This window comes from Desulfotruncus alcoholivorax DSM 16058, assembly GCF_000430885.1.
GTDB lineage: Bacteria > Bacillota > Desulfotomaculia > Desulfotomaculales > Desulfallaceae > Desulfotruncus > Desulfotruncus alcoholivorax.
In genome coordinates, this window is the sequence record NZ_AUMW01000003.1 from 49,592 (window position 1) to 74,451 (window position 24,860).

The following is a 24,860-nucleotide window of genomic DNA, read 5'->3' on the forward strand; positions in this document are numbered from 1 at the left end:
GTATGTCAATTATCAATTGATTCCCTGGCACCCAACATATCCTGCCTGTTTATTACCATCAAGTCCTCCCTGGTTGTCTCACTCATTTTGACCAACCTAACCGCTTGAACCCTCATGGCCCTTTCAATCAGGTTCCTGACCAGCCTTGCATTTCCATTATGCTCATGCAATTTTTTTATAGATTTTAAAACCATAATCAACTCTTCCCTGGCGCCGCTGGAAAGAAGATATTGTCTTTGCTGCAGCATCAAATCCGCAATATCCGTCAGTTCGGCTGTTGAATAGTCGGGGAAGGTTATGTGGATAGGAAAACGTGATCTTAACCCGGGGTTTGTATCCATAAACTTTTCCATTTCATACTTATATCCAGCCAAGATGATAATCAAATTATCCTTATTATCTTCCATGCCTTTAACAATAGTGTCTATAGCTTCTTTACCAAAATCTTTCTCTCCACCTCTGGCAAGTGAATAGGCCTCGTCAATGAACAAAATACCTCCCAGCGATTTTCTGATCTGCTCCCTTGTCTTTTGGGCCGTATGTCCTATGTACTCCCCTACCAGGTCCGCTCTTTCCACTTCCTGCAGGTGGCCTTTTGGTAAAATACCTGCTTCCCTAAATAATTTACCAAGTATTCTGGCTACAGTTGTCTTACCAGTTCCGGGGTTGCCCTTAAATACCATGTGCAATGCCTGGGCTTCTGTATGCAGCTTTTCTCTTGAACGCCTCTTTTGTATTTCGGCAAAAGCATAGATCTCATTGATATGTTTCTTGACATTATTTAATCCAACCAGGGATTCCAACTCCAGTTTAATTGCCTTGATTTTGTCCTCATTTTCATTGGGCTGATTGGATTTGATCCTATCCTTTACGGACGATGCCCGATTTATTGGCTGCTGCAAGGTCGAGTTCTTAACCTCGGAAGACTGCCACATTCGAACTTTTACCAATATAGATCACCTCACCGGGCATTTATTAAAATGTTTATGCAACCGGCTTGGTTAAACTGCCTTAAAAATGAAAGTCTCTCTAAAGAGAGACCTGCATTTTGATAGACCCTGGGTTGTATGATAAGGCTTAACCTAACTTTGGTTCAGAAAAAGAGGTATTAACAGGTTTCATGGGGCTTACTGTGGAAATAGCATGTTTATAAACCATCATTTGCTTACCATCACTTTCCATGATTACCGTAAAATTATCAAACCCTTTAACCATTCCCTTTAATTGAAAGCCGTTAATCAAAAAAATTGTAACAGGAATATTATCCTTTCTAACCTGGTTTAAAAAAGCATCCTGTAAATTTATTTGGGTCTTTGACATATGTCTCCCTCCGTTGGCTATTTTTCTTTTTTCTTTATTTCTGCCCCAACTGTACTATCCCAAAGCTTAACTATATCATCCGCCGTCTGATCTATTGTATCATAATTCTCCATATCTATCCAATTGATATTACTATATCGTTTAAACCAAGTCAACTGTCGCTTAGCAAATCGCCGTGTGTTTCTTTTTAAAATCATAACCGCTTCTTCCAACGAATACTCGTTTAGTAGATAACCTATAATTTCTTTATAGCCCAAACCCTGCATAGAAGCAAGTTCTTTTTGATAGCCGGCCTTTAACAGATTCGAAACCTCCTCTACAAGGCCCCGGGCTACCATCTGATCCACACGCGTTTCTATTCTTTGGTATAGTTTGTTGCGGTCGTAGTATAAACCGGTAAGTAACATATTATATGATTCATATTCATTTTTGTAATCACTTCTGGCTATGGAACCGGTTCTACCTGCTTGGCGAACAATTTCCAAAGCTCTGATTACCCGTTTTAAATTATTTGGGTGTATGCGCTCCGCGGCTTCCGGGTCAACCTGTTTAAGCATATTATGTATTGTTTGTTTACCCTTTTCTTCAGCTATTTGTTGCAGGAAACTTCTATACTCCTGATCGACCCCTGAAAAACCAAAATCATAATTATATATTACCGAATCAACATAGAAACCGGTTCCACCGGCTAAGATCGGAATTTTCCCCCTGCCATATATATTTTGGATTGCCTCCCTGGCAAGTCTTTGATAGATTTGGACCGAAAACTTATCGTCAGGATCAACGATATCAATTAGATAATGGGGCACTCCTTCCATTTCTTCGGGGGTTGGCTTTGCGGTCCCTATGTTCATATAGCGGTAAATCAACATAGAATCAGCCGATATAATTTCACCATCCAGCTTTTTTGCCACTTTTACGGCTACAGATGTTTTCCCTGAAGCAGTTGGACCAGTTATAATCAATAGCGGTATTTTGGAAATTTGTTTCATCCTAATTAATTCAACCATCCTTAAACATAATTCCGTATCTCACGGAGCTGTTTTTACCCCCCTCAATGTACTTAAAACCCAGTTTTTCTAATTCATTGCCCCACCTGTTTTCCTTTACAACAACTCTTTTTGATGCAACTCTCAGAGCTGAATCAAGCACCCTATTTGTAATAGGTCTGTGGTCCGCAAGTGGCCTTAAAGCGTTTATACCACTTGATTTAGACATTGGTATCCTAAACATTGGATCAAAATAAACTACATCAAAACTATTATCCGGCAGCTCCTCCAGGGTAATCCTGTGATCACCTTTGAAAACCTTAATCCGGCTCATTGCATTTAATACATCATGACTTGTCTTTTTATAACTTTTTTGAAGTCCGATCTGAACAATGGAGGCAACCAGAGGTGAACTTTCAATTCCTAAAACAAAACCTTTCGGCCCCAAAATATAGCTGGCAACTATTGCATCAGTTGCCAGACCCAAGGTACAATCCAGCAAGCGCTGCCCATCACATAAACCCATGGCATTAATCATCTGATCATTTTTTCCAGACTTAATTTCCTTTATGCGAATTACAGCCATCGACGGATGAAAAAAAAATTCACTTTCACCAACAATGCAAATTATCCTAAGTGGTTCCACCACAACCATGCCGTCAGGTTTCCAGCTATCTTTCAGCTCACTAATAGTCTTCTTGCCCCTGGCAACATAAGGTATTCCTGTTTCATTGCTTATACGGGCTGCCAATTCATATTGGTCTGCTCGCGCACCTAAAGACGTAGTAATAATAAAATTTTTTTCGGAATTAACCATATGTACTTTCCAAGCATCCTTCCGCTAAGTACGTTTAAACATTGCATTTAGTTCCTGACGTGAAAAAGAAATCACAGTTGGCCTGCCATGAGGGCAAGTATACGGTTCTTTAGACTTGGATAACAAATTGATTAGTGTCTGCATGGATTGAATAGATAAACTCTCCCCGCCTTTGATAGCCGCCTTACATGCCAATAAAGACGCAAGTTTATAATTTAGATCGGTAGTTCCCAGTTTCCCGGTATCAACCAATATCTCCATCATGTCTGCAATAATCTGCTGGGCCTCGACTGCGGAACAATCTGCAGGAATACCGCGCAGTAATACGGCGTCTTTGCCAAACTCTTCAAAAACAAAACCCAACGCTTTTAGTGACTGGCTATGCTGAGCTAATAATTCTAATTCATAGTATTTTAAATTTACATTAACGGGAGCAAGCAGATATTGGATTTCAGCATTCCCGTTTTGTAAATTACTAAAATATTTTTCAAATAAAACCCGTTCATGAGCAGCATGTTGATCAATAATATACAATGCTGCATCACTGCTGGCAATAATATACATGTTAATAAGTTGACCTACCACACGCAGTTCAGGAAAGTTGCTGCTTAGATAATTAGAAACTGTTTCAGCAAACACCTGCCGTTCCACGTTATCCTGTGTTGAGAACTGCATGGCTTGTTCTGGCATGTTCAAATTGTCTTGTTTTAAATAATTTTTTGAGCTATTCTTTAAGCCTTCATCTTTTTTTAGATAAGCAGATTCCTTAGAAGAAGGGATCAAAGAAAATTTTTGCTGTGATTCGGGCTTTGTTTTTTCAATGGAAAGCATATCTAAATGGTAGGGTTCTTCCGACGGTGGCAAACTTACCTTTTCATGTACAACCCGGCTAAATCCAGGTATAAGATTGACTTCTCGCAGAGCGCTGCGTACTGCGGTAGTAATTAGCGATAAAACCTTTTCTTCCGCTTCAATTTTAATTTCCATCTTGGCAGGATGAATATTAACGTCCAGCACGCCTGGTGGCATTTGCAGCAAAAGCACTGCCACCGGGTATCGCCCAACGGTCAAAAGCCCGCGATAGCCTTCTTCAATAGCGGAATTTATGGCAAAGCTTCTTACCAGCCGCCCGTTAACTGCAGTTGTTATTTGCTGTCTTGAACTACGGCTTAATTCCGGTTTGCTAATATATCCCTCGATTTGAATCTCATTATCTTTAAATTCCAGCGGTACCATTACGGACGCAGCGTTTACGCCGTAAACCGCAGCAACCGTTTCCAAAAGTTTGGCCGAACCCGGTGACTGAAATATTTGGCGGCCGTTATGGGTTAAAATAAAACCAACGCCAGAGTTAATTAAGGCCATTTTATAAAGTAGTTCGTTAATTAGTCCAATTTCAGTCGCCTTTGATTTTAAATGTTTTAACCGGGCAGGGGTGTTAAAAAACAGCTTACGCACAGTCACCGTCGTCCCCACCTGGCACCCGACAGGGCCTTCTTCAATTAACTTACCACCACGTAGATTTAGGTAATACCCCTCACTGTTTTCGCGTATTCTTGTTTTTATTAACAGATCGGAAACAGCGGCAATACTCGGAAGTGCTTCACCCCTGAATCCCAGGGTTTGAATCTGGTATAAATCTCCCGCTGTTTTTATTTTACTGGTGGCATGACGCTGAAAAGCCAGGGGGACATCCTCCTGGCTAATACCACAACCATTATCGACCACTGTAATGGACTCCAATCCCCCGCCGGCTATAGAGACAGTAATGTTTCCGGCACCTGCATCCAATGAATTCTCCACCAGTTCTTTTACCACTGATAAAGGCCTTTCAACGACTTCACCGGCAGCAATTCTACAGGCTGTGTTTTCATCCAAAATAATAATTTTAGGCATTTACATATCTACCCTTCCGTTACCCACTCTTGACCCTTTTTCTTATCGAAGGAAATACATGTGTCGGTAGATTTATCCTGCATATATATATAATCAAAATCTTTTTTGTTTTTGGCCTCGTCATATATTTCATATGCTTCATTCTGGCATGCATTACAGGCCTGAAAGGGTACTGAAACTGCAAAAATTCTAACCGGTTGTTTATACCCCCTGTCGCCACGGGATTCAATAATAATATAACCCGGGCAGTCCGGGCAAACACGAACCTTTTCAAATTGCTCTTCTTCTATATAATCGGTATCATAATATATAAACTTCTTCTTCTGATAGTATTTGCCGGTGCCAAAAATCTTTTGGATATCTGCTTTGTCCCTGTTTTCCCAAGTTTCCAAGAGTTTATCAACCATTTTTTTAACTTGTGCCAGTCTATCCTGGCTCTCTTGAAACCTACCCGGCCAGTAGTCGGGTTCCATTACGTATGAATAATCTTCGCCTGCCAATGCTAATATTATGGCCAGATTAACATAAGGCAAAGCTGATTCAATAGCGTAACCACCTTCCAGAACGGCAAGATGAGGTTTTAACTTACTCGTAAAATCGGCATAAGCCCTGGCGGTAAAACGCATACTACCAAGCGGGTCGGTATAGTGGTTATCCTGGCCTGCCGAGTTGATAATTATATCCGGTTTGAAATCGTTCAGAACCGGTAAGATTAAATTATCTACAACGTATAGAAAGGTCTCATCAGATGTACCCGGCGGCAGTGGTACGTTCAACGTCTTGGCGTAAGCCCCCGGTCCTCCTAATTCATGGGTAAAACCGGTTCCGGGAAAAATAGTTCTACCATCCTGGTGGAAAGATATAAATAATACATCGGGGTCATGGTAAAAAATATCCTGCGTTCCATCACCGTGGTGGGCATCTGAGTCCACAATGGCAACTTTTTTTATCCCGTGACGCCGTCGCAGATACTCAACCAAAATGGCTTCGTTATTGATACTGCAAAATCCACGGTTCCCATGAACCACACGCATGGCGTGATGACCGGGAGGACGCACTAAAGCAAATCCATTTTTAATTTCTTTGCTAATTAAACTATCTCCCATTTGTAAAGTGGAACCAGCAGCGATAAGATGGGCCTCAGTTACCTGGCTTTGTACCCGCGGCACACAAAAATGTGTCCTGGCAATATCGTGCAAGGTTGCCAGTCGCGGCGCAAACTCTTTGATTTGGGGTAAATCCATTACACCTTCTTCAAATATTTGGTCACGGGTATACAACAACCTTTCTTCCCTTTCAGGGTGAGTTGGTGATATGGCCCAATCGAACGCAGGGAAAAATATTAGACCGGTTTTTTCCATTAAAAATCACCCCTTGACCCGATATGTCCCATTATGCCCCTTGGAGTTTGCACACAAATATCATATATTCTACCGGTGGTCACCCAATTACGCACCATAGTAAAAACATCCCTACGGGTCACTTCGGTTTTTTCAATATTCATTGTAAGCCCGTACTTTTTCGCCCGTTTTTTAATCCAGTCATTAGCCAGAGTCAAGGCGTCCTCTTCAGTAAAACGCTCTTTGGCAATTTGACCCTGAAAACCCTCTTCTTCGATGGTATAATAGCCCTGTTCAGTATCTGCTCTTAAACTAACCTGTAAAGTCGGTAAGGCCACAGCTGCACCGATGGCGTTGGCTACTGGAGCATATGGTGGAATTACCGGGTAACAGCCTATTTTAGCCGCTATTTTAGTGATAAAACCTGCTGCACCGCCACCAACTCCAACAACTATTCGGGGGCGTTCTTTTCTTTTTTGTAATACCTCCCAAACTCTATATGCAGGCTCCTGCTCCCATTGTAGGAACATTGCATCAATTTCCTTGATAATTATATCAATAACCAGGTTGGTAATGTGATTGGCCACATCATAACAGCTCATCCCCAGCGGTTTTCCTAAAGATTCCATCGCTTCCCGCGCCTTATCTTCATTTCCAACGCTTGTCAGGCCGAGCACCCGCAGTGCATCAGTGGGTGTGGGCATTGGCCCGCCAAGGCAAAATGGCGCACCCAATCTTTCGGAGTAAACGACAATCTCTTTGCCAACCCGCTCAACTATGCTGTCACCGCCCACGGGTACGGATTTAACCGCTAGCGCACGCACTTGAGTCAGCTGGTCGTAAACAGTAGCCCCCCTGGCTGCAAGCAGCGGCTGGCCGCTTAATATAAGGGCCAAATCGGTGGTGGTACCACCGATATCAACAACTACCGAAGTCTCCCCAGGGGGAATTAATGCCTGAACACCAAGGGTGCTGGCTGCGGGGCCACTGAAAATTGTTTCTATGGGGACACATGTTTCTTTACCAAGTGGCATCGTGCCACCATCAGCTTTAAGTATAAAAACTGAACCGGTGATACCGCGCCTAGCCATTGCTTCTTTAACCGAATCCATAAAATAAGAATACTTATCCCTGGTAGCGCAAGTCAACATAGTAGAGACGACACGCCGCGGAAAACTCAATCGTCCCGACACTTGATGTCCCATCTCAACATGACATTCAGGACAATACTTTTTAAGTACTTCCGCAACCTCAATTTCATGCTTATTATTACGTACTGAAAATTTTCCTACCACTGCTACCTTCTTATAATCTTTATTTAGCAAATCCACTACAGCGTTTTCTATCTCATCGAATCGTAATGGCATAATCTCCCGTCCCCTGTAATCTATGGCACCGGAGATTATATAGGTATCGGTTTTGTACCGGTAGTGAACATGGCTCAATCCTGGTCCGGGGATTAAAATAAGGCCTACCGGGTCATATTTTCTCTCCACGATAAAATTAGTTATTAATGTTGTGCTAAAAACCACCCGGTCAATTAATTCGGCAGGAACACCTTTCATAATTTGATCCAGCGCATTTAGCAGAGATGTAAGTATATCATTGCTGCCGGTGGGCACCTTTGCGGTTGCCCGTACTAATCCATTATCCAGCAATACAGCATCAGTGCAGGTCCCCCCAACATCGATACCGATATACATCAACTCACCCCCAGACCCAATTAAGCATTAATAAATAGTTTATTTCTTCGGGAAGATATTAATATCCTTCAATAACTTGTTTTCTATCCCACTCTGATGATCTAATTTTTCCTTCCACAAGGCTAACAGATTCAATGCTTCAATTGGTGTTATTCTTGCTGGATCAATCTGGGATAATTCGCCGGATATAGCCTTGGAAAGACAATTTTCGCAAACTTTTTTTTCCTGTTCAGCAAAAAAAACCGGATCTAATTCACTGCTAATATTCGTTTTTTTCTTTTCAAGCTCAATAAGAAAATTTTTTGCTCTGTTTAATATGGATTCCGGCAGTCCGGCCAGCTTAGCAACCTGAATTCCATAACTTCTATCTACTTTGCCAGGCAACACTTTGCGTAAAAAAATAATTTCTTCATCTTTTTCCCTAACATCAATGGTATAATTACATATCCCTGGCAGCTCTTCAAGATCTGTCAGTTCGTGGTAATGAGTTGAAAACAGTGTCCTGGCTTTAATTGCATTATTTATGTATTCAACCAGCGCCCTTGCAATACTTATCCCATCGTAAGTGCTTGTGCCCCTTCCTACTTCATCCATAATTATTAGGCTTAACGGGGTAGCTTTCTTAACAATTTCAGTACATTCACTCATTTCAACCATAAATGTGCTACGGCCGCCTGCTAAGTCGTCAGCCGCGCCAATGCGGGTAAATATTTGGTCAACTATACCGATTTCCGCACTACTGGCAGGAACAAAACTTCCGGCCTGAGCCATTAGTGTGATTAAAGCTACCTGACGCATATATGTGCTCTTTCCGGCCATGTTCGGTCCTGTCAACAAAATCAATCTGTGTTGCTGATCCAATATCGTTTCATTAGGCACAAAACCACCGGGGTCCATAACCCGTTCTACTACCGGGTGCCGTCCTTCATTGATAATAATTCTATTGCTTTTATTAACCAAAGGCCGAACATAATTTAAATTTTGAGCAGCTTCTGCCAGAGAAATAAGCACATCCAACACCGCCAATATATTTGCCAGTTGCTGGATCCTGGGAACTTCTTTACAAACTTTTTGTCTCAGTTCGGAAAATAAATCATATTCCAATTGGGTTAGGCGATCTTCGGCCCCCATAATTAATTCTTCATACTCTTTGAGCTGAGGTGTAATATATCTTTCAGCGTTTACAAGAGTTTGCCGCCTGGTATAATATTCAGGTACCAGGTCAAGGTTGGATTTAGTAACTTCTAAATAATACCCAAAGACCTTGTTATAACCAACTTTCAAGGTTCTAATACCTGTTTTTTCACGTTCTTCCGACTCTATTCTGGCCAACCAATCTTTACCGTTGCGGCTGGCTTCCCTCAGCCGGTCAACTTCAGGGTGGTATCCATCCCGAATAATGCCCCCATCCCTTACGGAAACCGGAGGTTCATCAGCAATTGCCTGACTTAATACATCCATTAAATCTTTCATTTCGTCCATGGACTTTGCCAGTTTAACCAATAGTTCAGTTACACAGTTGGATAGAGCCATCTTTATTGCAGGAAGTAAAGAAAAGGATTTTTTTAAGGCGAGCATATCCCTGGCATTGGCTGTACCATATGAAACTTTACTGGCAAGCCGTTCAAGATCATAGACATCTTTTAGAAAATCCTTAATTTTTTTGCGTAATAAAAGATTCTGTAACAATTCCTCTACAGCATCAAGGCGCGTATTAATTTCTTTTACGTTTACCAGCGGCTGTTCAATCCAAAGTTTTAATAACCTGCCCCCCATGGCTGTACTGGTATAATCAAGCACCCAAATAAGTGTTCCCCATCGTGTGCCATCCTTAATCGATTTGGTTAATTCAAGGTTGCGGCGCGAAGAACAATCAATTTTTAGATACTGGCTAGAAAAATATACTTTGGGAGCAGCTAATTGCTGTAAAGTCCTTTTTTGGGTCTCCTGCAAATAAAACAGGATAGCACCTGCGGCACGGACCCCCAGTTTAAGATTGACAGATTCCTCATTACTACCCCAATTAGCTCCAAATTGAGCTTTTATTAGTGCTAGGCAACTCTCATACTTATAAAGTTCATCATTAATTGTAGTAATAATGGCGTTTTTGTTTTGACCCAAGTATTTTTCTATGAAACTAGAGCCACTGCTAGGAACTAAAAATTCAGACGGCTGCAATCTAAAAATTTCATCCAATATTTCAGACACAGCATTTTCACCGGTGTATTCCGTCAACATAAATAAGCCGGTGGATACATCGGTATAAGCCAATCCCAAAGACCCGTTTTCATATAAAACAGATGCCAAATAATTATTGTGTTTGTCCTCCAAACATTGCCCTTCTATAACAGTTCCGGGAGTAATTACCCTGATAACCTCTCTTTTAACAAGTCCCTTAACCTCCCTGGGGTCTTCTACTTGCTCACAGATGGCCACCTTACAACCTTTACTTATGAGTCGAGCAATGTAGTTTTCCGCGGCATGGTGAGGCACACCGCACATGGGGACTTTTTTCCCGGCGCCGCCATCTCTTGCCGTAAGGGTGATTTCCAGGATTTTAGAGGCACTAACGGCATCCTCGAAAAACATTTCATAAAAATCACCCATACGAAAAAATAATATGCTGTCTTTATACTGCTGCTTTATCTGCAAATATTGCTGAATCATTGGGGTAAATCCCACGAATGCTCCCTCCTGGAGTCATTATAACACAGCGTTTAAAACAACTAAACCCGACCGATGGCCGGGTTATTTGTTGCTTAATTACCGCAACCGCTGCAGCTTGAACAGCAATCGTCGGAGCAGGATTGACCATTACCGGAAATTGCCTTGGCTATTATATTATTAATCTCTTCTAAGACTTTTTCAAAATTCTGCTGGGCCGCAAAAAAATTATAAATCAAAGGGTTGTCCAGCATTTTCTTCTCCAGACCTTCCACATCTTCCTTTTGGCTTTCGGAAAGCTGTTCACCTTTTCTTTGAATATCCAGATACAATTTTTGTTTTTCGTTAAACTCCTTAATTATTTGCTGGGCATCATCATCCTGCATCATTGCCATCTCCGCATTTTTCATCTCTGCCAGTTCTTTTGAATTAGAAATTTCTAGCCCAAGTTCATAGGCTTTCTCCAAAATAGACATTTTATACCTCCTTTATTTAAAGGGCATAATTCTCCCCTTCTAGATGTGTCAAACTGCAACCGGTAATCTTCAAAGGCACTACTTTTCCTATTACGTTATTTCCGCCTCTAAAAACTACTATCTTATTGGTTCTGGTTCTGGCGCTCATTAGTTCGGAATTTGTTTTACTAGGACCCTCAACCAGGCATTCCAGCACCTTACCTACATCTGACTTGTTATTTTCTAAAGTTATCTTATTCTGCAACTCTATAATTTTTTGGATTCGTTCACTTTTGACTTCATCAGGTACTTGCTCCTCCATCCTGGCTGCGGGTGTCCCCTCCCTTTTGTTATAAACAAAAGTAAAAGCGCTGTCAAATTTTATTTCTTGCATCAACTCATAAGTATCTCTAAAATCCGCTTCAGTTTCACCTGGAAAACCTACCATCACATCTGTAGTTAATGAGACATCAGGTATCGCCACCCTAATTTTTTCTATCAGATCAAAGTAATCTTCACGCGTGTAACCACGGTTCATTTTTTTAAGAATTCTGTTACTGCCTGCCTGCACTGGTAAATGAATATGTTCACATACTTTTGATAAGCCAGTAATCGTAGTTATAAGCTTGTCATTAAAGTCTCTTGGATGTGATGTCATGTAACGAATTCTGTAAATGCCGTCAATTGAGTTGACTTTTGTTAGCAAGTCCGCAAAGTCAATGCCTTCTTTTAAATCCTTGCCGTACGAATTTACATTTTGGCCAAGTAATGTAATATCTTTGTAACCTTCTTGCCCCAGTTCATTAATTTCCTTAATAATAGATTCAGGACTTCTACTTCTTTCCCTACCCCTGACGTATGGTACAATACAGTAAGTGCAAAAATTATTGCAGCCTAGCGTTATATTTACCCACGCCCTAATACCCGGCACCCTTTTAACTGGTAAAATACATTCTTCCATTCCGGCTTCATGCCAGATATCAATAACCTGCTGTTTTGTTTCCCGTGCCTTTGCCAGCAAATCCCCCAGTGTATGTAAATTAAAGGTGCCAAAAACAACGTCAACATAGGGAAACCTTTGTTTAAGCCGCTTAGCAACATGCTCCTGCTGGCTCATGCAACCACCAACACCAATAATTAAATCGGGTTTGGTCTTTTTAATTTTTCCCAGCCTGCCCAATAAGCCGTACACCTTGTTTTCAGCAGTTTCTCTGACACAACACGTATTAATAATTATTAAATCTGCTTCGTTTAGATCATACGCGGGATTATAGCCATTGTTTTCAAGAATACCTGCAATTTGTTCGGAATCATGCTCATTCATTTGACAACCGAAGGTAATAGTGAGATACTTTTTATTCTTGTTATTTTCCGTACTCATTTAAAGTTTCGCTCCATTCAACCAAAAATCTCCTTAATTATAGCGCATATATATAATAGAAACAAATCGTCTTCCTTGACTTTATAACCATCGCTACGCTAGAAGACACAGAGGTCGAACGGTATAAAAGAATGATAGCAGTTTTGCAGGAAGAGAACGCCACCCTAAAAAGGCTGCGCCTATCTTGATCCCAAAACCACTAAAGCATATATGTTTGAATTTTTGTTTAACATTATTGTGATAGCGGTATAACACCTGCGCAACTACTGGCTGGAAATTCGCAGGTTTAACCGGAACAGCAGCGGAGACCCACCAATAAAGGAAAAACCGGGCATTTGCCCGGTGTATTTAGAAAAATTATCGTCCTTTAAATTCAGGTTTCTTTTTGCTCAGGAATGCGCTAATTCCCTCATTCCTGTCTTCTGTCGCAAACGAAACGGCAAATAAATCTGCTTCATGAATGAATGCTTTTTCAATATCCATTTCCAGTCCTTCGTTGACAGCCTCTTTGCTTAATTGCACCGCTATGGGACCACGGGCAGCTATCCGCTTGGCCATGTTTTTACAAAAATCAATTAGCTCAGCCGCGGGAACGACGTGGTTGACCAGCCCAATGCGCTGAGCGGCAGCAGCATCATACATATCAGCCGTGAATAATATTTCCTTGGCCATGCCGGGATTCACTAACCTGGTTAGTCTTTGTGTTCCACCAAAACCTGCAATAATGCCCAACCCTACCTCGGGCTGTCCCAATTTGGCGTTTTCTGAAGCAACGCGAATATCACAGGCCATAGAAAGTTCACAGCCACCACCCAAAGCAAAACCATTGATGGCAGCAATGACGGGTTTGTTTAAGTTTTCTATTTTACTGAAGACTTTTTGGCCCAGGCGGGCAAAGCTCCTTGCTTCAAGCGGCTTCAAAGTCTGCATGAAAGCGATGTCGGCACCGGCAACAAAAGCTTTATCACCCGCGCCGGTTATAATTACGACTCTAACTTCATCGTCTGCACTCAGCTGGTCCACAGCCGCATCAATTTCCTTTAAAGTGTCGCCGTTCAACGCGTTAAGCACCTTGGGCCTGTTTATGGACAAGATGGCGATATTACCGTCTTTTTCAAGCAAAATATTTTCAAAAGACATGATATCCCTCCTAAAGTTTGCTACTAGAACTAATAAACGTAAAACCCTCTGCCGGACTTTCTACCAAGCCAGCCAGCGGCAACGTATTTACGAAGCAGAGGACACGGGCGATATTTACTGTCACCAAACCCCTTATAAAGCACTTCCATAATATAAAGGCAAGTATCAAGACCAATCAAATCGGCCAAAGCCAGGGGACCCATTGGATGGTTCATGCCTAATTTCATAACCTGGTCGACTGCCTCGGGTGTCGCAATGCCCTCATAAACGCAATAAATCGCCTCATTAATCATCGGCAGCAACACACGGTTACTGACAAATCCAGGAGCGTCGTTTACTTCTACCGGAACCTTGCCCATTTGTTCGCTCAGTTCCTTGACAATGTTGTATGTTTCGTCACTGGTAGCCAGACCCCTAATAATTTCCACCAGTTTCATAACCGGAACCGGATTCATAAAATGCATGCCGATGACTTTTTCCGGGCGTTTTGTCACTGCCGCAATTTCAGTGATAGGAAGTGAAGAAGTATTAGTGGCTAAAATGGTATGTTCAGGGCAAACATTGTCCAAATCTTTAAATATTTTGCCTTTAATTTCCATGTTTTCAATTGCTGCTTCTACTACAAAATCTACATCACCTGCATCCTGCAAACTGGTTGAAGGAGTGATTAATTTCAAAATACTTTCTTTTTTAGCCTCATCAATGCGCCCTTTACTAACATCGCGGCTTAAATTTTTTTCAATGATACCCAGGCCACGGCTTACAAACTCTTCTTTAATATCATTAAGTACTACCTGAATACCTGCCACTGCCGCTACCTGAGCAATACCGGAGCCCATTTGGCCAGCCCCAATAACCATAATCTTTTTAACTTTCACCTGTTACCCCTCCATTTTTATTTATATATTTTCAACTATTAAGGCTGTCCCCTGTCCTCCGCCAATGCAAAGGGTGGCCAAACCGTATTTACTGTTGCGGCGTTTCATCTCATGCAGCAGCGTTACAAGGATCCTGGTGCCGCTGCAGCCGATTGGGTGACCAATTGCAATTGCGCCACCATTAACATTTGTTATCTCGGCCGGAAGTTCCAGCTGTTTCACTACCGCCAGGGCCTGGGCAGCAAATGCCTCATTAGCCTCTATCAGGTTTAAATCCGCCACTGTCAGCCCCGCCTTGGCCAGCGCCTTTTTAGTGGCAGGAATAGGGCCTAATCCCATATAAGCCGGGTCAACACCGGCTGAAGCAGCAGCCCTTATTGTAAAAAGAGGTTTTAGTCCCAGTTCTTTTGCTTTGCCAGCCGACATTACAACTACTGCCGCTGCAGCGTCATTGATGCCGGAAGCATTGCCGGCAGTAACCGTACCGTCTTTTTTAAAGGCAGGCTTCAATTTGGCCAGTACCTCTACTGTTGTGCCGCGGCGAGGAAATTCATCCGTGTCAAAGTACACCGGCTCACCCTTTTTAGACGGCATTTCAATGGGCAATATCTCTTCTTTAAAACGCCCTTCATCAATTGCCGCAACAGCCTTCTGCTGGCTGCCGGCCGCAAAAATATCTTGCTCTTCACGGGTAATTCCATATTTCTCTGCTATATTTTCAGCTGTTATCCCCATATGTACATCATTAAATGCACACCATAAACCGTCCCGAATCATAGCATCTACAAGTTTGGAATCACCCATTCTATAGCCCCAGCGGCCTTTTTCAATCAGGTAAGGAGCTGCCGACATATTTTCAAAGCCTCCGGCAACTATGACGTCAGCTTCGCCTGCGGCTACCAGTTGGGCCGCTAAACCAACTGTCTTCAGCCCTGATCCACAAACCTTATTTAAAGTCCAGGCCGGAACTTCATGGGGAAGGCCGGCCATTATAGATGCTTGGCGAGCAGGGTTCTGTCCCAATCCCGCCTGCAAAACGTTACCCATGATAACTTCTTCTACTTGACCTGGTTCCAAAGCGGCCCTGCGCAGAGCCTCGGCAATAACCTTGGCTCCCAGTTGAGCTGCAGGAATAGCCGTCAATGAACCGCCGTATTTACCCACTGCAGTACGTACTGAACTGACGATAACGGCTTCACGCACAAAAATTCCCCCTTAATAAATAAATGCTAATAACAAGCAATACTTTCCCTCCAAGCACCACACGTTAAAAACGTTATTATCAATTTGTCGTTTCTACCGGCATTAATGTAGTTTCTTATATTTGACAAGCTTATTAATATGATTGGAGTGCGGCAATCGCCGCACTCCAATCATATTATTTCGTTTTAGCTAGCCATAATTTTCTTTAACTCTTCAGTTAAAATGGGCACCACTTCAAACAAGTCACCAACGATGCCATAATCGGCTACCTTAAAGATATTGGCCTCTTCATCTTTATTAATGGCAACGATGCACTTGGCAGAGCTCATACCAGCAAGGTGCTGGATGGCTCCTGAAATACCGCAGGCAATATAAAGCACAGGTGATACTGTTTTACCAGTCTGACCAACCTGGAAGCTATGAGATACCCAACCGGCATCAACTGCCGCCCTGGAAGCACCAACGGCAGCACCCAGTACATCGGCTAAATCTTCAAGCAGCTTAAAGTTTTCCGGCCCTTTCATACCCCGGCCGCCACTTACAATTATATTGGCCTCGGTCAGTTCAGGACGCTCTGATACCTGGCGAATTATATCTTTAATTACTTGACGAATGTCACCGGCACCGTACTCAACATTAATTACTTCAGCCTGCTTAGCATTTTCCACCGCAGCGAAGGTGTTCGGACGGATAGTTGCCATTGCGGGGCGAGCTTCCGGACAGGAAGCCTTGACAATAGCCTTACCGGCGTAAATCGGCCGGGTAAAAACTAATTGTCCGTCTACAACTTCCATTCCCGTGCAATCCGTCATTAATCCGGTTTGAAAACGCTGGGCAACCTGTGCCGATAAATCACGGCCCGTAACTGTGCAGCCAAACAATAACACACTGGGTTCATATTTTTTAACCAGATCGGAAACCGCATTAGTGTAACCGTCTGTGGTATAGTTTTCAAGCGCATCGTTATCAATAACATAAATTTTATCAGGGCCGTATGCACTAACAGCTTCAGTCAAATCAGAAACGTTTTTCCCAACCAGAACTGCACACAATTCTTCACCGAGTTGATCGGCGACTTTACGTCCCTCACTAAGCAATTCAAAAGAAACTTTTTTAACTTGTCCTTCACGCTGTTCGGCAAATACCCAAATGCCTTTAGCCATAATTATCTATTCCCTCCTTCAAATATGAAAATTATTTTTGCTTAGATAACTTTTGCTTCTTCACGCAAGAGCCTGGCAAGTTCTTTGGCAGCTTCTGCAGCTTCACCGGGAATAACTTTGCCCGCCTGACGCGCTTCCGGCAGCGAGAAGGAAAGTGCCTTCACTTTAGCAGCAATTTGGTTTTCATCCAAACCAACATCAGCCAGCGTCTTTTTATCCATAGGTTTTTTCTTGGCCTTCATAATACCTTTCATAGAAGGATAACGTGGTTCATTGAGGCCTTTTTGTGCCGTGAAAGCAGCCGGCAATGCCACCTCAATTACCTCGCTACCGCCTTCAACTTCCCGGGTAGCAAGAGCTTTTCCGCCCTCAATCTCCAACTTGGTGACAACATTTACCACCGGGATATTCAATAATTCGGCTACCCTGCCGACTACCTGAGCGGAGCCGTCATCAATGGCCCTAAAGCCACCTAAAATAATATCATATTCCATGCCGCCGATTGTCTTTGCAAGTACTGTTGCAGTTGAAAATTCATCCAGTTCAATTTCACCGGGATCAACCAGTACTGCTTTATCAGCGCCCATCGCCAGCGCCTGCCTTAGCGCATCCTGGGTTTGCTGGCCACCTACGCTTATTACGGTTACTTCGCCTTCTCCTTTTTCTTTAATACGTAAAGCTTCTTCAACAGCAAACTCATCATAGGGGTTCATAATCATACTAACCCCTTTGCTTTCAATTTTACCGTTGCTGTCCAGTGTAATCTTAGCTTCCGTGTCAAACGTTTGTTTAAGGCAAACTAGGATTTTCATATGCTTCCTCCTTTGCTGTAATTATAATAGATTTAACTTAAAGGCTTCCTTGGTAAATTCAGCCCGGGAAATTTGGGTGGGTAATGGCGAATTAGAAACTTTATCCATGAAAAAAACCATGCCTGTCCATAGAAACACAGGCGGGCATTATTTTATTTTAAAATATTAGCCGCTATGACAATGCGTTGCACTTCACTGGTGCCTTCATAAATCTCTGTTATTTTTGCGTCGCGCATCATACGTTCCACCGGGTATTCTCTGGTATAACCATAACCACCAAATATCTGCACAGCCTTGGTTGTTACCCACATTGCACATTCTGATGCGTATAATTTAGCCATAGCTGATTCTTTGCTATAAGGCTGACCACTATCTTTCAAATAAGCTGCACGATAAACAAGGAGCCTGGCGGCATCAATACGGGTGGCCATGTCTGCCAACATCCACTGAATACCCTGGAAGGAACTTATTGATTTGCCAAATTGTTCCCTAATCTTGCTGTATTTTACTGCCTCGTCAAATGCTCCTTGAGCAATTCCCAAAGCCTGGGAGGCAATTCCTATTCTTCCGCCATCCAGCGTCATTAAAGCAATTTTAAATCCTTTGCCGTCTTCCCCAAGCATGTTTTCCTTTGGCACCCGGCAGTTTTCAAATACCAGTTCATAAGTTGAAGAAGCCCTGATCCCCATTTTGTGTTCTTTTTTACCAAAGGTAAATCCAGGTGTTCCTTTTTCTACGATAAATGCAGCAGTTCCTTTGCTTCCTTTGGTTTTATCCGTGGAGGCTATAACAACATATATATCAGCCTTTTCCCCGTTGGTAATAAAAATTTTACTACCATTTAAAACATATTCATCACCGTCGAGGACAGCCGTTGTTTTTACAGAGCCGGCATCAGATCCCGCTGAAGGTTCAGTTAAACCAAGTGCTCCAATTTTTTCGCCATTTGCAAGGGGATCAAGATATTTGTGCTTTTGCTCCTCTGTTCCAAAATAATAAATCGGCCATGAACACAAAGAAGTATGGGCCGAAATCAATACGCCTGTAGATGCACATACCCTGGATAATTCTTCAACAGCTATTGCATAACAAAGATTGTCCATCCCGGCTCCACCGTATTCCTCCGGAAATGGAATACCGGTAAGACCCATTTCGGCCATCTGGTCCCACAAAGAATAATCAAATTCCTCGGCCTCATCCATCGGTCCCGCTTTGGGAGCAACTTCTTTTTCCGCAAAATCCCGCACTGTTTTGCGAATCATTTCCTGCTCTTCCGATAATTTAAAAATCAAAACTTACTCCTCCTTTTAGTTGGTGGGGCTGCATAATTCCAAAAACAAGTCAAACATCCCCATTAATTTTAACATACTGATTTTGCAAAAAACATACCAACCTCCCAGTAATTCATTGGACAGTGGAATAAGTTTTTAAAAGCGGCGAAAACTCGCCTGTATAATGCGGGAACCTATCTAAATTGTTTATATGTCTACAATAATGGACAAGTGTACGGGGCATCACCCCTTTGATATTTTATTTGCCACAACAACCACCCTAAAACTGATTGAACGTTCAGTCAGTTTCTATTATTAAATTATTTCAACTTAAGGTTATCGTCAATAGTTTTTTAGTTAAAAAATTTAATTTGCAAAAAATTTCAGGCAAACAAAAAGCTGCTGTTCTCTAAAACAGCAGCTTTTGGGGGTAATGTCGTTTATTTTTTCACCTGCGCCCATTCTTTTTCGCGAAGCTCAATACGGCGAATCTTACCACTGATTGTTTTGGGGAGACTTTCAACAAATTCAATTTTACGCGACCACTTCACCCCGAACTTCATCCGGGCTGGACACGACGGCTGACTCAGCAACAGCCGGGTGTTCGATCAGTGCGCTTTCAACTTCAAAAGGCCCGATACGGTAACCGGAGGCGAGAATTACATCGTCAGCGCGGCCAACGAACCATAAATAGCCATCCTCATCTTTAATGGCACGATCGCCGGTGATATACCAGTCGCCCCTGTAAGATGATGCTGTTTTATCAGGGTTTTTCCAGTATTCCTTAAATAATCCAACCGGCCTTTCAGGTACTACTTTAATGGCGATATCGCCTTCCTGACCTCTGGGAAGAATATTACCTTCATCGTCAATAACTTCAATTACAAAGCCGGGAGACGGTTTGCCCATAGAACCGGCTCTTACTTCCAAGCACGGGAACGAACCGCATATACATACAGTTTCTGTTTGGCCATAACCATCCCTGATTTTCAAACCAGTGAATTTTTCCCAAGTATCAATAATCTCTGGGTTAAGTGGCTCGCCGGCGGCAACAACATGACGCAGGGACTTAAATTGATACTTGGACAAATCTTCCAGGACAAACATGCGATATGCCGTAGGAGGACCACAAAGAGTTGTTACAGGATATTTCTCTAAATTGGCCAGCGTTTTCTTTACATCAAACCGTGGAGTGTGGTGAACAAACAACGCAGCACCGCAATTAAAAGGTCCAAAAAAACTACTCCAAGCAGCTTTTGCCCAGCCTGTATCGGAAAGGTTCCAGTGCAAATCATCCGGAGTTAAATCAAGCCAGTATTTACCGGTAATTTGGTGACCAATTCCATAGCTGGCCTGAGTGTGTAAAGTCATTTTAGGATAACCTGTAGTCCCGGAGGTAAAGTATAAAATAGCGTTATCATCGAAGCGTGTATTCGCAGCTTCAAACTGATCCGAGGCTCCACTTACAAGATCTTCGTAATTATTCCAACCCTCCCGTTGGGAACCAACCAAAATGAAGCTTTTTAGATTTAGACACTCATTGCGCACCTCGTCCACTTTTGGGGCAATATCTTCGTCGGTTATTACGCAAACCGCTTCAGAAGATTCAAACCGGTACTTCAAATCTTTAGCCGTTAATTGAGTGGTACCAGGGCTTATTACAGCGCCCATCCGCAGGCAGGCAACATTGATTTCCCACCACTCAAGTAACCTTGGCATAACTACGACAACAACGTCACCCTTTTTGACCCCTTGTTCAGCCAGAACGTTACATAATTTGCGGGACCTTTGACACAAACCGGCATATGTCTGCTTTACTTCATTATCATTATCATCAACCCACCAGATAGCAAGTTTGTCCGGGTCCTGTGCCCACTTATCCAGAACATCCCTGGCGAAATTGTAATATTCCGGTACATCCCACTTAAACTCCGCATAAGTCTTATCATAATCTAGCATGTTATGAGTTTGTCCCATGATTATCCTCCTTTAATAAATACCGAGAATTTATATTCTCTATTTTCACTATAGTCTCTATTGCAAAATATTAGCCACTATTCAGAAAAATGACTTTAGCCAGCAATTAGCGCAAACATGGATTTTCGCAGAAACCGTTTTATGCCCTAATACAAAGCTGTTGTTTACATTAAGTACCTTTAATTTTAAACAGATTAAGTAGTAATCAAAAAACATTTAAGTGTAAACAATTGTTTATATGTTGACACAAAATCCATTAGGCTGTTTCAATTTCAGCATCCGCTTCCCTTCCAAGTTCCTTAATTGCTATATCACGCAGTTTATATTTTTGAATTTTACCACTGGCTGTAGTAGGGTACTCGTTGACAAACTTTATAAACGCTGGAATTTTATGCCTTGCAATTTTACCCTGACAAAATTCCTTAATTTCATCCTCATTAAGTGTTTCACCAGGTTTAATTTGAATAAAAGCAATTACTTCTTCACCGTATTTTCTGCTTGGAATACCAACCACTTGCACATCTTTAATTTTCGGATGGGTGTACAAAAATTCTTCAATCTCACGCGGATAGATATTTTCACCACCGCGTATAATCATGTCCTTTAGCCTGCCGGTTATCTTGCAATATCCGTTTTCATCCATAACAGCCAGATCTCCTGTATGCAGCCATTGATCGCTGTCAATCGCCTGGGCAGTTGCTTCGGGCATATTGTAGTACCCTTTCATGACATGGTATCCCTTGGTGCACAGTTCTCCCTGGACGCCAGGAGGCAGCTCCTCCCCTGTTTCCGGGTTAACAATTTTAACTTCAACATTGGGTAAAGCCCTGCCCACAGTACTAACCCTTAGTTCAATGGGGTCGGATGTTCTGGTCATAGTAATACCCGGAGAGGATTCCGTTTGGCCGTATGTAATGCAAATCTCTTTTGCCCCCATTTTGTTAACTACTGCCTTCATAACTTCGATGGGGCAAGGGGCGCCTGCCATAATCCCCGTACGCAAAGTAGAGGTATCATAACTATTATTTGCCATTTCCTCCAATTCAGCTATAAACATGGTAGGCACTCCATGAACCGCCGTACACTTGCACTCCTGAATTGTATTTAATACCGCTTTTGCATTAAAAGATTCCACCGGTGCCATAGTTGCCCCTGAAACAACGCAAAGCAGTGTACCCATTACGCAGCCGAAACAATGGAAAAACGGTACAGGTATGCAAAGGCAGTCACTTGGGGTGAAATTAAGACATTCCGCCTGGCTGTGCGCGTTGCCAATGATATTAGTGTGTGTAAGCATAACACCCTTAGGAAAACCTGTAGTGCCTGAAGTATACTGCATATTGATAACATCGTCGGGATGTAAAGACAATTCCCTGGCAAATAATTCTTCATCCTTAATTGCCTTGCCCAACTCCGCCAGATCATCCCAGTTATACATTCCGGGCAACTTATCACTGCCAATGTAAATAACATTTTTTAACTTGGGCAATTTTGCCGATTTTAACTGACCCGGTTCACAGCTTTTCAGTTCGGGGCATAGCTCATACATTATATCAACATATTCATTTGGTTGTTTTACACCGTTAACAAGAATAATTGTGGTGGAGTCCGATTGTTTTAATAAATATTCAAGCTCAAAAGAGCGATAATTTGTATTAACCGTAACCAGCACGGCACCCATTTTGGCACTGCCGAACTGGGCATAAACCCATTCCGGAACGTTGTTCGCCCAGATCGATATATTTTCACCTTTTTGGATACCCAAAGCCATGAAACCCTTTGCAACCTGATTGCAAACATCTCTAAATTGTTTGTAATTTAAATTGATTTCTTTTTGAGGATACATCAAAGCCGGCATATTTCCAAGATTATCTGCCATTAAATTTACCAGTTGACCAATAGTAACTTTCCCTATTTCATAATCTGGCGCTTTCATAAATAACCCCCTTTAATTATTTTATTTAGAATAATCTGTCTGTTTATAATATTCTGAATTATAATCAAAAAACCTTTTTTACAACCTATTATTTCTTCAATATTTTAAAGAACATCACTCCTATCTTAAAAATTTAAAGCCTTGCTCTACCCTGCATACCCTGCCTCTATTTTCCAATTCATTAATTATTTCGACAACAATCTCCAGAGGCATACCAAAATGTTCAGCTATGCCGGCTAAAGTATGCATACGTTTTGATAACAGCCACACAATTGCTTCTTTGGCTATTTTTTTTTGACTCCGGCTAAGAATTCCTGTTAAAGGTATATAATTTTCTTGATATTTGCGAATTCCACCCATTTCATCACCTGCTAAATGTCTGTATTCACGTTATTTGTATCTGGCGCTCCAGTGGCTCCCTCCGTGCGCTGCGCAATTCCCCTTGTCATTGCGAATGCAGCGAAGCAATCTCAATGGCGAAACATTATTTGGGGGCATACCTCCGGCACTAAAGCCCGGCCCCCCAAAAGTGGTATGTCCCCTTTCCTATAAATGAGATTGCTTCGTCGCTTCGCTCCTCGCAATGACAGACTAACCATTGCCGCGTTAGCGGCATGGTGGCCTACCATGTGCTAACAGCCTAAATGCCTGGCAATTACCAGTCTTTGCACTTCAGACGTTCCTTCTCCGATTTCAAGAAGCTTGGCGTCCCGCAAATACCTTTCCACTGGGAACTCTCTCATGTAACCATATCCTCCGTGGATCTGAATTGCTTCCAAGGCCGCCCTGGTTGCCATCTCGGATGCAAACACTTTAGCCATTGCCGCTTCTTTACTGTAAGGTTGATCATTATCCTTTAACCAAGCTGCCTTTAAGTACATTAACCTCGCTAATTCTATCGCAGTAGCCATATCAGCAAGTTTAAACTGAATAGCTTGAAACTTTGAAATACTGCTCCCAAATTGCACCCGTTCTTGCGCATATTTCAAAGAAGCATCAAGACTTGCTTGCGCCAATCCGACTGCCATTGCAGCAATAGCAATTCTACCTCCATCGAGCACCGTTAAGAACTGTTTAAAACCCTCGTTGACTTTACCAACTAAATTGATTTTAGGTACCCGAACGTTATCAAAGAAGAGCTCCGTTGTATTAGAACCATGTAAGCCCATTTTTTCGTAACCAGCTCTAATGGTGAAACCGGCAGCATCCGTAGGTACAATTATGGCACTGATTCCTTTTTTACCTTTTGTCTTATCGGTTAGCGCCGTTATCGTGACATACTTGGCGTAGCTGGCATTGGTTATAAAACACTTACCGCCGTTGATTACCCATTCATCGCCATCCAGCTCTGCGGTTGTTTTGGTGCCTCCCGCATCTGACCCGGCCTCTGGTTCTGTAAGTCCGAAAGAACCAAGACATTCTCCGCGGCACAATGGAGTTAAATATTCTTTCTTTTGTTCTTCCGTACCGAAAAGAAAAATTGGCATGCAGCCCAGGGATATATGGGCTTCATATGTTAGACCGGTTGAACCGCAGGCGCGTGTAATTTCTTCCACGGCCAAACAGTAACTTGTATAATCAGCACCCGCTCCCCCGTATTCTTCCGGGAAAGGCAACCCCATCAGATCCATTTCCGCCATCTTATTTACAATCTCTAAAGGAAATTGTCCTGTTTTATCAATTTCTGAAGCCCGCGGTACAATTTCTTGTTCTGCAAAATCCCTTACTACATCTCTGATCATTTGTTGGTCTTTAGTCAAATTAAAGTCCACGTCTTCCCCTCCTTTAGCCGAATATTCTTATTGTTTAATCAATTCAGATGCAATTAGCAGGCAAATGCTAAATTAAAACCCCCGAGCGGTAAAATATATACCCCCAAATGCAATATAACCACTTAAACGGCATAACTTTTTCT

19 protein-coding genes and 1 pseudogene are annotated in these 24,860 nt (G+C 42.3%); all 20 read right to left on the minus strand.

Going from position 1 to position 24,860, the window contains the following annotated elements:
• Window positions 1-5: 5 nt before the first annotated feature.
• Window positions 6-950, minus strand: a complete 945-nt coding sequence (locus H569_RS0102680; protein ID WP_027363708.1) for an AAA family ATPase — start codon at window positions 948-950, stop codon at window positions 6-8.
• A gap of 127 nt (window positions 951-1,077) precedes the next feature.
• Window positions 1,078-1,320, minus strand: a complete 243-nt coding sequence (hfq, locus tag H569_RS0102685; RefSeq protein ID WP_027363709.1) for an RNA chaperone Hfq — start codon at window positions 1,318-1,320, stop codon at window positions 1,078-1,080.
• A gap of 17 nt (window positions 1,321-1,337) precedes the next feature.
• Window positions 1,338-2,312, minus strand: coding sequence for a tRNA (adenosine(37)-N6)-dimethylallyltransferase MiaA (miaA, locus tag H569_RS0102690; protein WP_027363710.1), 975 nt, complete (start codon window positions 2,310-2,312; stop codon window positions 1,338-1,340).
• 10 nt (window positions 2,313-2,322) lie between these two features.
• Window positions 2,323-2,964 (minus strand): class I SAM-dependent methyltransferase, encoded by a 642-nt coding sequence (locus tag H569_RS0102695; protein ID WP_157833450.1) that lies wholly within the window; start codon window positions 2,962-2,964, stop codon window positions 2,323-2,325.
• 186 nt (window positions 2,965-3,150) lie between these two features.
• Entirely contained in the window at window positions 3,151-5,022 is a 1,872-nt protein-coding gene (gene mutL / locus H569_RS0102700; RefSeq protein ID WP_027363712.1) for a DNA mismatch repair endonuclease MutL, read from the minus strand.
• Window positions 5,023-5,030: 8 nt separating this feature from the next.
• Window positions 5,031-6,383, minus strand: a complete 1,353-nt coding sequence (locus H569_RS0102705; RefSeq protein WP_027363713.1) for a histone deacetylase family protein — start codon at window positions 6,381-6,383, stop codon at window positions 5,031-5,033.
• Window positions 6,383-8,065 (minus strand): hydantoinase/oxoprolinase family protein, encoded by a 1,683-nt coding sequence (locus H569_RS0102710; RefSeq protein WP_027363714.1) that lies wholly within the window; start codon window positions 8,063-8,065, stop codon window positions 6,383-6,385. The genes H569_RS0102705 and H569_RS0102710 overlap by 1 nt, the downstream gene beginning before the upstream one ends.
• Before the next feature lie 39 nt (window positions 8,066-8,104).
• Window positions 8,105-10,732 carry a DNA mismatch repair protein MutS gene (mutS, locus tag H569_RS0102715; protein WP_051273186.1) on the minus strand — a complete coding sequence of 876 codons (2,628 nt, stop codon included), beginning with the start codon at window positions 10,730-10,732 and terminating at the stop codon, window positions 8,105-8,107.
• A gap of 92 nt (window positions 10,733-10,824) precedes the next feature.
• A complete protein-coding gene (locus H569_RS0102720) occupies window positions 10,825-11,205 on the minus strand; it encodes a YlbF family regulator (RefSeq protein WP_027363716.1) in 381 nt (126 codons plus the stop codon).
• A 16-nt stretch (window positions 11,206-11,221) separates the two neighbouring features.
• The gene (gene miaB, locus H569_RS0102725; RefSeq protein WP_027363717.1) at window positions 11,222-12,565 is read right to left on the minus strand and encodes a tRNA (N6-isopentenyl adenosine(37)-C2)-methylthiotransferase MiaB; all 1,344 of its coding nucleotides are present in this window, start codon (window positions 12,563-12,565) and stop codon (window positions 11,222-11,224) included.
• Window positions 12,566-12,922: 357 nt separating this feature from the next.
• Entirely contained in the window at window positions 12,923-13,705 is a 783-nt protein-coding gene (locus H569_RS0102730; protein WP_027363718.1) for an enoyl-CoA hydratase-related protein, read from the minus strand.
• Window positions 13,706-13,734: 29 nt separating this feature from the next.
• Window positions 13,735-14,583 (minus strand): 3-hydroxybutyryl-CoA dehydrogenase, encoded by an 849-nt coding sequence (locus tag H569_RS0102735; protein WP_027363719.1) that lies wholly within the window; start codon window positions 14,581-14,583, stop codon window positions 13,735-13,737.
• Between the two features lie 21 nt (window positions 14,584-14,604).
• Window positions 14,605-15,786 carry an acetyl-CoA C-acetyltransferase gene (locus tag H569_RS0102740; protein ID WP_027363720.1) on the minus strand — a complete coding sequence of 394 codons (1,182 nt, stop codon included), beginning with the start codon at window positions 15,784-15,786 and terminating at the stop codon, window positions 14,605-14,607.
• Window positions 15,787-15,971: 185 nt separating this feature from the next.
• A complete protein-coding gene (locus tag H569_RS0102745; protein WP_027363721.1) occupies window positions 15,972-16,949 on the minus strand; it encodes an electron transfer flavoprotein subunit alpha/FixB family protein in 978 nt (325 codons plus the stop codon).
• Between the two features lie 41 nt (window positions 16,950-16,990).
• Window positions 16,991-17,761: an electron transfer flavoprotein subunit beta/FixA family protein gene (locus H569_RS0102750; protein ID WP_027363722.1), complete on the minus strand. Its 771-nt coding sequence runs from the start codon at window positions 17,759-17,761 to the stop codon at window positions 16,991-16,993.
• Window positions 17,762-17,913: 152 nt separating this feature from the next.
• Window positions 17,914-19,053 carry an acyl-CoA dehydrogenase gene (locus H569_RS0102760; protein WP_027363723.1) on the minus strand — a complete coding sequence of 380 codons (1,140 nt, stop codon included), beginning with the start codon at window positions 19,051-19,053 and terminating at the stop codon, window positions 17,914-17,916.
• Window positions 19,054-19,472: 419 nt separating this feature from the next.
• Window positions 19,473-21,009 (minus strand): annotated as a pseudogene (locus H569_RS19010) (AMP-binding protein).
• A 256-nt stretch (window positions 21,010-21,265) separates the two neighbouring features.
• Entirely contained in the window at window positions 21,266-22,945 is a 1,680-nt protein-coding gene (locus tag H569_RS0102770) for an AMP-binding protein (RefSeq protein ID WP_027363724.1), read from the minus strand.
• Between the two features lie 120 nt (window positions 22,946-23,065).
• Window positions 23,066-23,305 carry a hypothetical protein gene (locus H569_RS0102775; protein WP_027363725.1) on the minus strand — a complete coding sequence of 80 codons (240 nt, stop codon included), beginning with the start codon at window positions 23,303-23,305 and terminating at the stop codon, window positions 23,066-23,068.
• 272 nt (window positions 23,306-23,577) lie between these two features.
• Window positions 23,578-24,717, minus strand: a complete 1,140-nt coding sequence (locus H569_RS0102780) for an acyl-CoA dehydrogenase (RefSeq protein ID WP_027363726.1) — start codon at window positions 24,715-24,717, stop codon at window positions 23,578-23,580.
• Window positions 24,718-24,860: the final 143 nt, after the last annotated feature.